Source organism: Burkholderia sp. Se-20378 (assembly GCF_017104665.1).
Taxonomy (GTDB): Bacteria; Pseudomonadota; Gammaproteobacteria; order Burkholderiales; family Burkholderiaceae; genus Burkholderia; species Burkholderia lata.
Genome location: NZ_JAAGPG010000235.1, coordinates 1 through 12,404 on the forward strand (window position 1 = coordinate 1; position 12,404 = coordinate 12,404).

At 68.3% G+C, this 12,404-nt stretch carries 12 protein-coding genes and 1 pseudogene; 12 read left to right on the forward strand and 1 reads right to left on the reverse strand.

What is annotated here, in order from left to right; all coding sequences use genetic code 11:
* Positions 1 to 170: 170 nt before the first annotated feature.
* The 8 genes from G3N93_RS22675 (at position 171) to G3N93_RS22710 (ending at position 6,854) form a co-directional block, all read left to right on the forward strand.
* Positions 171 to 1,163, forward strand: coding sequence for a CheR family methyltransferase (locus G3N93_RS22675; RefSeq protein ID WP_174940068.1), 993 nt, complete (start codon positions 171 to 173; stop codon positions 1,161 to 1,163).
* Positions 1,160 to 1,885, forward strand: a complete 726-nt coding sequence (gene cheD / locus G3N93_RS22680; protein WP_206133994.1) for a chemoreceptor glutamine deamidase CheD — start codon at positions 1,160 to 1,162, stop codon at positions 1,883 to 1,885. Before G3N93_RS22675 ends, cheD begins: the two co-directional genes overlap by 4 nt.
* Entirely contained in the window at positions 1,882 to 2,973 is a 1,092-nt protein-coding gene (locus tag G3N93_RS22685; protein ID WP_011350600.1) for a chemotaxis response regulator protein-glutamate methylesterase, read from the forward strand. Before cheD ends, G3N93_RS22685 begins: the two co-directional genes overlap by 4 nt.
* A gap of 67 nt (positions 2,974 to 3,040) precedes the next feature.
* A complete protein-coding gene (gene cheY, locus G3N93_RS22690) occupies positions 3,041 to 3,436 on the forward strand; it encodes a chemotaxis response regulator CheY (RefSeq protein ID WP_011350601.1) in 396 nt (131 codons plus the stop codon).
* 1 nt (position 3,437) lies between these two features.
* Entirely contained in the window at positions 3,438 to 4,169 is a 732-nt protein-coding gene (cheZ, locus tag G3N93_RS22695; RefSeq protein WP_174940064.1) for a protein phosphatase CheZ, read from the forward strand.
* Between the two features lie 261 nt (positions 4,170 to 4,430).
* Positions 4,431 to 4,934 (forward strand): DUF2844 domain-containing protein, encoded by a 504-nt coding sequence (locus G3N93_RS22700; RefSeq protein WP_174940061.1) that lies wholly within the window; start codon positions 4,431 to 4,433, stop codon positions 4,932 to 4,934.
* 16 nt (positions 4,935 to 4,950) lie between these two features.
* Positions 4,951 to 6,189, forward strand: coding sequence for a DUF3443 family protein (locus G3N93_RS22705; protein ID WP_206133995.1), 1,239 nt, complete (start codon positions 4,951 to 4,953; stop codon positions 6,187 to 6,189).
* A 167-nt stretch (positions 6,190 to 6,356) separates the two neighbouring features.
* The gene (locus tag G3N93_RS22710; protein ID WP_174940057.1) at positions 6,357 to 6,854 is read left to right on the forward strand and encodes a VOC family protein; all 498 of its coding nucleotides are present in this window, start codon (positions 6,357 to 6,359) and stop codon (positions 6,852 to 6,854) included.
* 95 nt (positions 6,855 to 6,949) lie between these two features.
* On the opposite strand, the gene G3N93_RS22715 is transcribed toward G3N93_RS22710, so the two are convergent.
* On the reverse strand, positions 6,950 to 7,351 hold the full coding sequence (locus G3N93_RS22715) for a hypothetical protein (RefSeq protein WP_206133996.1): 402 nt from the start codon (positions 7,349 to 7,351) through the stop codon (positions 6,950 to 6,952).
* A 385-nt stretch (positions 7,352 to 7,736) separates the two neighbouring features.
* On the opposite strand from G3N93_RS22715, the gene G3N93_RS22720 reads away from it, so the two are divergent.
* From G3N93_RS22720 to flhF, 4 genes and pseudogenes are all read left to right on the forward strand, one after another.
* Complete coding sequence (locus G3N93_RS22720) at positions 7,737 to 8,117, forward strand: DUF805 domain-containing protein (RefSeq protein WP_174940333.1); 381 nt, start codon at positions 7,737 to 7,739, stop codon at positions 8,115 to 8,117.
* Between the two features lie 338 nt (positions 8,118 to 8,455).
* Positions 8,456 to 9,652, forward strand: coding sequence for a flagellar biosynthesis protein FlhB (gene flhB, locus G3N93_RS22725; protein WP_174940055.1), 1,197 nt, complete (start codon positions 8,456 to 8,458; stop codon positions 9,650 to 9,652).
* A gap of 100 nt (positions 9,653 to 9,752) precedes the next feature.
* Positions 9,753 to 11,852 carry a flagellar biosynthesis protein FlhA gene (gene flhA / locus G3N93_RS22730; RefSeq protein ID WP_174940053.1) on the forward strand — a complete coding sequence of 700 codons (2,100 nt, stop codon included), beginning with the start codon at positions 9,753 to 9,755 and terminating at the stop codon, positions 11,850 to 11,852.
* A pseudogene (gene flhF / locus G3N93_RS22735) lies at positions 11,849 to 12,404 on the forward strand (flagellar biosynthesis protein FlhF); the annotation flags it as partial. The gene flhA and the pseudogene flhF, both read left to right, overlap by 4 nt.

The following is a 12,404-nucleotide window of genomic DNA, read 5'->3' on the forward strand; positions in this document are numbered from 1 at the left end:
TTTCCCGCGGCACGGCTGCGGGCGGCTACGGGCCGCGTCTCGCGAAAACCGCCGCACCGGCCGACAAGCCGGCCGCGAAGCCCGCGCTCGTGCGCCCGGCGCTGAACGGCGAGAAGCCGGCGGCGGCCACGGCCGGCGCGTCCGACGACGATTGGGAGACCTTCTAAACCATGCCGCACGCGCGCGCGCCGTTTCGACCCGATGCACCGGATGCCTCGCCTCGCGCGGGCGAGCCGGGGCGCGACTTCGCGTTCACGGGCGCGGATTTCGCACGCATTCGCGCGCTGATCCATCAACGCGCGGGGATCTCGCTGTCCGAGCACAAGCGCGACATGGCTTACAGCCGTCTCGCGCGCCGCTTGCGGGCACGCGGCCTCGACACGTTCCGCGACTATCTCGACCTGCTCGAGCAGGAAGACGATCCGCTCGAGTGGGAAGCGTTCACCAATGCGCTGACGACGAACCTGACCGCGTTCTTCCGCGAGTCGCACCATTTCCCGATCCTGTCGGATTTCGTGAAGGGGCGGCCGGCGCCGGTATCGGTCTGGTGCTCGGCGGCGTCGACCGGCGAGGAGCCTTACTCGATCGCGATCACGCTGATCGAGGCGCTCGGCGAATCGGCCGCGCGCGGCGCGTCGATCCTCGCGACCGACCTCGACACGCAGGTGCTCGCGAAGGCGGAGGCCGGCATCTACACGTACGACCAGGTCAAGCACCTGGCGCCGGAGCGGCTGAAGCGCTTCTTCCTGAAGGGCACGGGCCCGCAGGCCGGCCGCGTGAAGGTGCGCCCCGAGCTGCGCGCGATGATCCGCTTCGAGCAGCTGAACCTGACCGATGCGGATTACGGGATCGCGAAGCCGTTCGACGCGATCTTCTGCCGCAACGTGATGATCTATTTCGACAAGCCGACGCAGGGGCAGGTGCTGTCGCGCTTCGAGCCGCTCGTGAAGCCGGGCGGGCTGCTGTTCGCCGGCCATTCGGAAAACTTCACGTATGTCACGCAGGCGTTCCGGCTGCGCGGGCAGACGGTGTATGAACTGACCCGCGACGCCGCCCAGGGCGCGCGGCCGCGTAGTGCGCAGGCGCCTGCGGCGGCCGCGATGCCGTCACCGGTGCGCGCGCGGGCTGCGGGCGCTGCGCCCGCCTTTGGAGAGCGCGGATGAGCGCCCTGCCGATCGCAACCAATCGCTACTTCGACAACCACTTCGGCCGTCCCGGCGTGAAGCTGTTGCCGAACGAGTTCTACACGACGTCCGAGGACATGGTGCTGATGACCGTGCTCGGCTCGTGCGTCGCCGCGTGCCTGCACGACCCGTACGCCGGCATCGGCGGGATGAACCACTTCATGCTGCCCGACGACGGCGCCGATCCGGGCGCAGCCGCGTCGGAATCGATGCGCTACGGCGCGTATGCGATGGAAGTGCTGATCAACGAGATGATCAAGGCCGGCGGGCGCCGCGAACGCTTCGAGGCGAAGGTGTTCGGGGGCGCGGCCGTGCTGGCCGGGATGACGACGATCAACATCGGCGACCGCAACGCGGATTTCGTGCGCCGCTACCTGGCGCTCGAACGCATCCGCATCACCGCGGAAGACCTGCAGGGCGTGCACCCGCGCAAGGTCGCGTTCATGGCGGCCACGGGGCGCGCGGCGGTGAAGAAGCTGCGGCGGCAGGTGCCGGGCGCCACCGAGCGTGAAGCCGCGCTCGCCCGCGAGGCCGATCGCGCCCGCACCGCACGGCCGCGTCCGCAGGTCGAGCTGTTCGCGGCGAAGCGTCCGGCCCCGCCGCCACCGGCGCGCCCGCGCATCGAGCTGTTCGGCGCGCGCAGCGCGGCGCCGGCCGGCGGCGTGCGGGCGGCGAACCTATCAAGAAAGCAGGAGGCATGACCGCAGTGCAGAAGATCAAAGTGTTGTGCGTCGACGATTCGGCGCTGATCCGCAGCCTGATGACCGAGATCATCAACAGCCAGCCCGACATGACGGTGTGCGCGACCGCGCCCGATCCGCTCGTCGCGCGCGAACTCATCAAGCAGCACAACCCCGACGTGCTCACGCTCGACGTCGAAATGCCGCGGATGGACGGGCTCGACTTCCTCGAGAAGCTGATGCGCCTGCGGCCGATGCCGGTCGTGATGGTGTCGTCGCTGACCGAGCGCGGCTCGGAAATCACGCTGCGCGCGCTCGAACTCGGCGCGGTCGATTTCGTCACGAAGCCGCGCGTCGGGATTCGCGACGGGATGCTCGACTACGCGGAAAAGCTCGCCGACAAGATCCGCGCGGCGTCGCGTGCACGCGTGCGCCAGGCGCCGCAGCCGCAGGCCGTCGCGCGCGCGGCGGACAGCCACCCGGCCGCGCCGATGATCAACAACCCGCTCGTCAGTACCGAGAAGCTGATCATCATCGGCGCGTCGACGGGCGGCACCGAGGCGATCCGCGAAGTGCTGACGCCGCTGCCGCCGGATGCGCCGGCCGTGCTGATCGCACAGCACATGCCGCCGGGCTTCACGAAGTCGTTCGCGCAGCGGCTGAACGGCCTGTGCCGGATCGCGGTGAAGGAAGCCGAGCATGGCGAGCGCGTGCTGCCGGGTCACGCGTATATTGCGCCGGGCCACGCGCACCTGTTGCTTGCGAGAAGCGGGGCGAACTATATTGCGCAACTGTCGGACGAACCGCCGGTGAACCGGCACCGTCCGTCGGTCGACGTGCTGTTCCGCTCGGCGGCGACGCACGCGGGCAAGAACGCGATCGGGGTGATCCTGACCGGGATGGGCCGCGACGGCGCGGCCGGCCTGCTGGAAATGAAACGCGCGGGCGCTCACACGTTCGCGCAGGATGAAGCAAGCTGCATCGTGTTCGGCATGCCGCGCGAGGCGATCGCGCTCGGCGGCGCGGACGAGATCGTGCCGCTCGCCGAGATGAGCCGCCGCGTGATGGCGCGCCTGGCGACGATGGGCGACCGCGTGCAGCGCGTTTGAATGGAATGTCACGGGGCGCGTGCCACGATACGCGTCCCGACGGAAACGAATCTGGAAAGGAACGACGATGGACAAGAGCATGAAAATCCTGGTGGTGGACGATTTCCCGACGATGCGCCGGATCGTCCGCAACCTGCTCAAGGAACTGGGCTACTCGAACGTCGACGAGGCCGAAGACGGCGCGGCCGGCCTGGCGCGGCTGCGCGGCGGCGGTTTCGACTTCGTGATCTCCGACTGGAACATGCCGAACCTCGACGGCCTCGCGATGCTGAAGGAAATCCGCGCGGACGCGACGCTCACGCACCTGCCGGTGCTGATGGTCACGGCCGAGTCGAAGAAGGAGAACATCATCGCGGCGGCGCAGGCCGGCGCGAGCGGCTACGTCGTGAAACCGTTTACGGCCGCGACGCTCGACGAGAAGCTGAACAAGATCATCGACAAGATGGCGAAGGCCGGGAGCTGACGTGAACGAGCCGATCCATGCCGCGCTGACCGGCGCCGGGTTCAGCGCCGACGGCCAGGCCGAAGGCGCCGATTTCGCGAGCGACCGCATCCTCGCGCGTATCGGCCATGTCACGCGCACGCTGCGCGATTCGATGCGCGAGCTCGGGCTCGACAAGCACGTCGAGCGGGCGGCGGAAGCCGTGCCCGATGCGCGCGACCGGCTGCGCTACGTCGCGACGATGACCGAGCAGGCCGCCGTGCGCGTGCTGAACGCGATCGAAGTCGCGAAGCCGATGCAGGAGCGCATCCAGAACGAGGCCGAGGCACTCGACGCGCGCTGGTCGCAGTGGTACGCGGCACCGATCGAGCACGCGGAAGTGCGCGAGCTGATGGACGATACGCGCACGTTCCTGCGCACGCTGCCGGAATCGACTTCGGCGACCAGCGCGCAACTGCTCGAGATCATGCTCGCGCAGGATTTCCAGGACCTGACCGGGCAGGTGATCAAGAAGATCATGGACATGGTCTACCTGATCGAGCAGCAGCTCCTCACCGTGCTCGTCGAGAACATCGCGCCCGAGCGGCGCGAGCAGTTCGCGGCCACCGCGGCTTTGCTCGCCGCCGAGCAGATGAGCTCGACCGGCAGCCCCGAGTCGCTTCTGAACGGCCCGCAGATCGCGCCGGAAGGCAAAACCGACGTGGTCCAGGACCAGGGGCAGGTGGACGACCTGCTCGCCAGCCTGGGCTTCTGACCCTGCCGCATGCATCGGCGCGCCGCGTGTCGCGGTGCCGCCCGATGCACGCGTCACACGTTCCCCGCACCGCTTTCCCGCGCGCGTCTCACCTGCGAGGCCCAGCGTCGTCCTGCGTCAAATTGACACTTCGGCACACTCAGCAGGCATACTACGCGTCAGCAGCAACGTAGCGTCATTCGTAAGATTTCATATGTTGGAAGGTGGCGCGGGCACGATGGCCGTTCCGCCGGCAACGAAGCCAGTCCCTTGGGGGGGAACGTGAAGCTGAAACGCTTGGGCTGGGCCGTCACGCACGCGACGGCTGCAATGGGTGTGCTGTGGAGCCTCCACGCACACGCGGAACTGGGCGGCGCACCGATGTCGCCGCCGACGGACGATCAGGCCGCAACCGTGCGCGCGCTGCAGCGCGCGATGCGTTCGGCAGACGGCGTGCAGACGAGCACGGCCGCCTATACCGTCCGCGAGATCACGCTCGGATCGGGCACCGTCATCCACGAATACACGTCGGCCGCCGGCAGCGTGTTCGGCCTCGCGTGGCAAGGGCCGACGATGCCGGATCTTGCCTCGCTGCTCGGCAGCTATTTCCCGCAGTACACCGCAGGCGTCCAGGCGGCGCACAAGGCGCGCGGCTGGCGCGCGCCCGTGTCCGTCGACACGAGCGGCCTCGTGATCCGGACAGGCGGCCACATGGGCGCCTTCTCGGGCCAGGCGTGGCTGCCAGCGGCGCTGCCTGCCGGCCTGACCGGCACCGACATCCAGTGACAGCGGGAGAGCGATCTTGAGAATTCCTCGTACATTCAAGCGCTGGCTCGGCGTGCTGGGCCTCGCGGCGGCCACGGCCGTCCTCGTGACGGCATGCGGCGGCGGCGACGGCGGCGGCGGCGGCGGCAGCAGCTCGGGCAACAACGGCAACACCGGTAACGGCGGCTCGGACGGCAATTCCGGGAACACGGCCGTCATCACCGTCAACGCCGGCGTCGCGAACGTGATCAACATCCCGACCGTCAGCCTGAAGGTCTGCGCGCCGGGCACGTCGAACTGCCAGGTGGTCAACAACGTGCTGGTCGATACCGCGTCCTACGGGCTGCGGCTCGTCGGCAGCGCCGTGTCGGGCGTGCTCGGCAGCCTCCCGCAGGTGACGAGCGGCGGCGCGCCGGTCGCCGAGTGCGGCAAGTTCGTGTCGAGCTATACGTGGGGTTCGGTGCGCACGGTCGACCTGTCGATCGGCTCGGAGCAGGCGAGCTCGCTGCCCGTGCAGATCATCGGCGATCTCGGCACGACGAACGTGCCGAGTTCGTGCACGAACGGCGGCGCGTCGGCCAACTCGGCGAGCGCGCTCGGTGCGAACGGGATCCTCGGCATCGGGCCGGCGCCGGTCGACTGCGGCACGACCTGCGCGACGTCGACGTCGACGAACAACAACTACTACGCATGCCCGAACGGCGACAACGCGAACTGCGCGGTGGCGCTCGTGCCGGTGGCGCAGCAAGTGGCCAACCCGGTGCATCGTTTCGCCGACAGCAGCGGCGTGAGCGTGAGCATGCCGACCATCTCGAACAACGGACAGGCGAGTGCGACCGGGACGCTGACGTTCGGCCTGCCCGACCTGACCGGGAAAACCGTGATGACGTCGACCACCACGGGCGACGTCAACGCGACGTTCCTCGGGCGCAACGTGACCGCGTTCTTCGACACGGGTTCGAATGCGTACTTCTTCAACGATTCGTCGCAGACGGCCTGTTCGAAGAACACGCAGTTCTACTGCCCGTCGGCGTCGACCACCTACTCGGCGACGCTAACCGGCCAGAACGGCGTGAGCGGTACGGTATCGATGCCCGTCGTGAACGCGGATTCGCTGTTCTCGAACCCGTCGACGTTCGCGTTCAACGACATCGCGGGTCCGTTCGGCTCGTCCAGCTGGCTCGACGTCGGCATGCCGCACTTCTACGGCAAGACGATCTACTTCGGGATGGACAAGACCGCGAGCGGCGGCGCGGCGCCTTTCGTCGCGTTCTGACGCGGCACGGCAGTACGCTGAAGAGAGGGGGCGAGCGATCGCCCCCTTTTTTATTCGCCGGCCGTGCGCGGCATGACGGGTCCGACCGGCGCGCCGCCGCGTGCGGGCACAGCGCCTACGATGTAATACCGGCATCCGTGCCGGCACGACATCGAGGAGGCAGCGCCATGAACCCGCGCATACAACGCATCACGCCGTTCCTGTGGTTCGACCGCGACGCCGAGGCGGCCGCCGGTTTCTACGTCTCGGTGTTCGACAACGCGCGCATCGTGCACGTCGCGCGCTACGGCAAGGCCGGCGCGCACGCGTCCGGCAGCGCGGAGGGCGCGGTGATGACCGTCGCGTTCGAGCTCGACGGGCAGGCGTTCGTCGCGCTGAACGGCGGCCCCGTGTTCCAGATCACGCCGGCCGTGTCGTTCGTCGTCAACTGCCGGGACCAGGACGAAATCGACCGCTACTGGGCGCGCCTGTCGGAAGGCGGCGACGAGCGCGCGCAGCAGTGCGGCTGGCTGCGGGACCGCTTCGGCGTGTCGTGGCAGGTCGTGCCGGTGCAGATGAGCGAGCTGATGACGGGCGATTCGGCGCGCGCGGAGCGCGTGATGGCGCAGGTGATGACGATGAAGAAGCTCGACCTCGACGCGCTGCAGCGGGCGGCGGCGGGCTAGGGGCCGGGGAGTCGCACGCTGCTGGCGTGAACCGGCGAATCGGCGCCGGGGTCGGGGTCGGGGCCGCGCAAGCCCGCGAGCGGCCGGAGAGGCTGCTAGACCGGTGGCCGGCCGTCACGCATCAGGCGCGTATGGTCGAGGACGCGGTGACCGGGCCCGTACGTGGTGCTTTCGATCTGGACGGCGTCGGCCGGTGCGACCGGGCGCCCGGCGGCATCGACGGACACCGATTCGATCTCGACGACCGGCACGCACCAGGCCGCGCGGGCGCGTTCCGCCGGTTCGCCGCGCGCATCGACGCAGCGGAACGTGAAGCTTGCCGGGAAATCCTGCGCGCGCAGGGTTTGCATCGATCCGTTCCACGCATGGTGCAGCGCGATCGTGCCGGGATGCGGCGCGTCAGGCGCCTGCGCGCCGGGCGGCGGAGCCGGCGTGCCTGCGCAGCCGGCTGTCAGCGCGCAGGCGAGCGACAACGGAACGAGCGGATGACGGAGCATGGTGCGGTTCGACCGGAATCGGCAATGGCGAAGGGTAGCGCGCTTTGCGCGCCTGCGTAATGCCGGCCGGTTAATCGAATGCAGCACACGCTCGCCGATTATCGATCGCACCCGATTTCATTCGGATGTAATCAAATGCTGGATTATCCGGGCTGTCGTTTCTGTCAGGTCTTCAAGATTATTAAAATGACGCGGCATGCAAGTCGATGGCGCCGCATTCCGCTGTTGCAGCCGTTCCCGTGCCACTCCGCACCGTGCCTGCGGGCGATACGGCCGGATACGCGCACTACCCGGAATGTGAAAAGAGATGGAGCCCGTGGAAATTCAAACATATAATGCCGGCGTTGTTTCCGGGGTCGTCTATATAAAACAGGAGGGTAATAAAATGAATTTTTCTGAAGCCGTTCGTTCCGTACTCAATAAATACGCGACATTCGACGGCCGTGCGCGTCGTGCCGAATACTGGTATTTCGTGTTGCTGAGCTTCATCCTTTCGATCGCCACCCAGATCATCGGCGTGGCAGGCCGCAACGCGGGCCTGATCACGGTGCTGCTGCTCGGCGTGCTCGCGCTGGTTTCGCTGGCGCTGATCATTCCGGGCATCGCGGTCAGCGTCCGCCGCCTGCACGATACGGGCCGCTCGGGCTGGTTCCTGCTGCTCGCGCTGATTCCGATCGTCGGCAGCATCCTGCTGCTCGTGTGGACGTGCTCGCGCGGCACCGAAGGTCCGAACCGCTTCGGCGAGGATCCGGTCGCGGTAGCCTGACCGACGCCTGCCCCGACGCGCGACGCCGTCGCGTCGGGGCCCGGTTTCGCGTCGCACCCGTCACGCCGTTTCACCGCTACGCCCTTTCCGGACTTTTCCTCGCTTCGCACCGTCGCCGCTCCGTCCGGCGCCAACCCCCGCCATCGCACCCGCCGGCACGTTTTTCCGCCGCGCCGCACACCGTTCCGTCCCCCGTCCAGCCGCGTTCGCACCGGCTCGCCCGATTCCCCGAAATACCCCCCTTTCCCGGCTTTGCTCGACCGATCGGCGTTTGACGCCTCCATGAATAATCGGTGTCACTGGAAAGCGGCATTCCGCCGTACCCGACTGGAGGCCCCGTGGCAGACGAGAGCGATCTCGACAAGACCGAAGCCGCCACTCCCAGGCGCCGCGAAAAGGCGCGCGAGGAGGGGCAGGTCGCGCGTTCGCGCGAGCTGGCTTCGTTCGCGCTGCTCGCGGCCGGGTTCTATGGCGCGTGGCTGCTCGCAGGCCCGTCGGGCGGGCATCTGCAGGCGATGCTGCGCGGCGCGTTCACGTTCGATCGCGCGACCGCGTTCGACACGAACCGGATGCTGTCGGCGGCCGGCAGCGCGAGCCTCGAAGGCTTCGCCGCGCTGCTGCCGATCCTCGCGCTCACCGGCGTCGCCGCGCTGCTCGCGCCGATGGCGCTCGGCGGCTGGCTGATCTCGTCGAAGACGTTCGAGCTGAAGTTCGACCGCCTGAACCCGATCTCGGGCCTTGGCCGGATCTTCTCGATCCAGGGGCCGATCCAGCTCGGGATGTCGCTTGCGAAGACGCTGGTCGTCGGCGGGATCGGCGGCATCGCGATCTGGCGCAGCAAGGACGAGTTGCTCGGCCTCGCGACGCAGCCGCTCGGCGTGGCGCTGCCCGATGCGCTGCACCTGGTCGCCGTGTGCTGCGGCACGACGGTCGCCGGGATGCTGGTGGTCGCCGCACTCGATGTGCCTTACCAAATCTGGCAGTACAACAAGAAGTTGCGCATGACGAAGGAAGAAGTGAAGCGCGAGCATCGCGAGAACGAAGGCGATCCGCACGTGAAGGGGCGGATCCGCCAGCAGCAGCGTGCGCTCGCGCGCCGCCGGATGATGGCGGCCGTGCCGCAGGCCGACGTGGTCGTCACGAACCCGACGCACTTCGCCGTCGCGCTGCAATACACGGACGGCGAGATGCGCGCGCCGAAGGTCGTCGCGAAGGGCGTGAACCTCGTCGCCGCGCGCATCCGCGAACTCGCGGCCGAACACAACGTGCCGCTGCTCGAAGCGCCGCCGCTCGCGCGTGCGCTGTATCACAACGTCGAACTCGAACGCGAGATTCCCGGCTCGCTGTACTCGGCCGTCGCCGAAGTGCTCGCGTGGGTCTACCAGCTCAAGCGCTTCCGTTCGGAAGGCGGCGCGTTCCCCGCGATGCCGGTCGATCTGGAGGTGCCGGCCGACCTGGACAAGGGCGCGTCGGTGTCCGCCGACGATGAACGCGAAGAGCAGGAAGACACACTCGGCAAGGGAGGTAGAGCATGATTAGCCTCCACGCTTACGTTCGTTCGCTTGGGGGGGCGCAGCCCCCCCATCTCCCGACGGCAGTTGAATCGGGGTCGCGGGCGGCCCGGCGGGAGGCAGCATGAGCACCCCGACCGGCCTGTTCGCGAAGCGCCCGAACATGTTCGCGGGTACCAACCTGCGCGCGCTCGCGGGCCCGATCCTCATCTGCATGATCCTGGGGATGATGATCCTGCCGCTGCCGCCGATGCTGCTGGATCTGCTGTTCACGTTCAACATCGCGCTGTCCGTGATGGTGCTGCTCGTCAGCATGTACACGATGAAGCCGCTCGATTTCGCGGCGTTCCCGAGCGTGCTGCTGTTCTCGACGCTGTTGCGCCTGTCGCTGAACGTCGCCTCGACGCGCGTCGTGCTGCTCGAAGGCCACACGGGCCCGGACGCGGCCGGCCAGGTGATCGAGGCGTTCGGCCACTTCCTCGTCGGCGGCAACTTCGCGGTCGGTATCGTCGTGTTCGTGATCCTGATGATCATCAACTTCATGGTGATCACGAAGGGCGCGGGGCGGATCGCCGAAGTGTCCGCGCGCTTCACGCTCGACGCGATGCCCGGCAAGCAGATGGCGATCGACGCCGACCTGAACGCGGGCCTCATCAACGAAGAGCAGGCCCGCAAGCGCCGCCTGGCCGTGTCGCAGGAAGCCGAGTTCTACGGGTCGATGGACGGCGCGTCGAAGTTCGTGCGCGGCGACGCGATCGCCGGCCTGATCATCATGGCGATCAACGTGATCGGCGGGCTGATCGTCGGGATGGTCCAGCACGACATGACGTTCGCCGCGGCCGGCACGAACTACACGCTGCTGACGATCGGCGACGGCCTCGTCGCGCAGATCCCGTCGCTCGTGATCTCGACCGCGGCCGGCGTGATCGTGTCGCGCGTCGCGACCGACGAGGACATCGGCACGCAGATCACCGGCCAGCTGTTCACGAACCCGCGCGTGCTGAACATCACCGGCGCGATCATCGTGCTGATGGGGCTGATCCCCGGCATGCCGCACTTCGCGTTCCTCGCACTCGGCGGCGGCGCGATCTGGCTGGCCCGCACGCAGACCAAGCGCGCGGCGGCCCGCAAGGCGGCCGGCGACCTGACCGACATCGCGCCTCCGGCCGTGCTGCCGTCTGACAGCCACGAGGCGACCTGGGACGACGTGCAGCTGATCGACCCGCTCGGCCTCGAAGTCGGCTACCGGCTGATTCCGCTCGTCGACAAGAACAGCGACGGCGAACTGCTCAAGCGCATCAAGAGCATCCGCAAGAAATTCGCGCAGGAAATCGGCTTCCTGCCGCCGGTGATCCATATCCGCGACAACCTCGAACTGCGGCCGAACGCGTACCGGATCGCGCTGAAGGGCGTCGAGATCGGCGTCGGCGAAGTGTTCCCGGGCCAGTGGCTCGCGATCAACCCCGGCCAGGTGACGGCCGCGTTGCCGGGCGCCGTCACGCAGGATCCCGCGTTCGGGCTGCCGGCCGTGTGGATCGACGTCGCGATGCGCGAACAGGCGCAGGTGTACGGCTACACGGTGGTCGACGCGAGCACGGTCGTCGCGACGCACCTGAACCATCTGGTCGTCCAGCACGCAGCCGAACTGCTCGGCCGCCAGGAAGTGCAGTCGCTCGTCGAGCGCACCGGCAAGGATGCGCCGTCGCTCGTCGAGGACCTCGTGCCGAAGACGATTTCGCTGACGACGCTGCAAAAGGTGCTGCAGAACCTGCTCGAGGAAGGCGTGCCGATCCGCGACATGCGCACGATCCTCGAGGCCGTGTCCGAACACGCGGGCCGCGGCGATGCGTTCGAGATCACGGCCGCGGTGCGGCTGTCGCTCGGCCGCGCGATCACGCAGCAGTGGTATCCGGGCGCCGGCGAAATGCAGGTGATGGGCCTCGACTCGAATCTGGAGCGCGTGCTGTCGCAGGCGCTCGCCACCGGCGCGAACCCGGGCCTCGAACCCGGCCTCGCGCACAACCTTCTGACCGGCACGCAACAGGCGATGCTGCGTCAACAGAATCTCGGGCTGCCGCCCGTGCTGCTCGTGCAGCACGCGCTGCGCGCGATGCTCGCGCGTTTCCTGCGCCGCAGCCTGCCGCAATTGAAAGTGCTGTCGTATGCCGAAGTGCCGGACACACGCACGATCAAAGTCGTTAACGTCATCGGGGGTTCCGCTTGAACATTCGCAAATTCACCGGCGCAACGAGCCGCGACGCACTTCGTCTCGTGCGCGAGGCACTCGGCGCCGACGCGGTCGTGCTGTCGAACCGCACGCTCGATGACGGCAGCGTGGAAATCGTCGCACTGGCAGATTCGGACCTGGCCGCCGTGGCGCCGCCGGCTGTGGCGCGCCCGCGCATCGCTGCGCCGCGCATGCCGGAATCGGTGCCGGCCGCCGCCGTGCCGGGCATCGTGTCGCGCCCGGGTGCGGCGCTGGCCCGTCCGACGGTCAATCCGTATGCAGCAGGCGAAGGCGGGCTGCCGGACGTGTTCTCGTCGGTGTTCGGCGCAAGCGCCGATGCGGACGACACGGCGGCGCAACCTTCGGCGATCGATGACGACGCACTGGCCGCGGCAGCGCCGTCTTCCGCCGCCCCCACGCCGACTGCCGCCGCACCGGCCGCAGCCTCCGAACCCGCACCGTGGCTGGTCGAGCACGCGAAGCGCCTGACACAGCAGCGCGACGCGCTGATGGCGCGTGCGCAAGCGACGCGCGCCGCGCTCGCCTGCG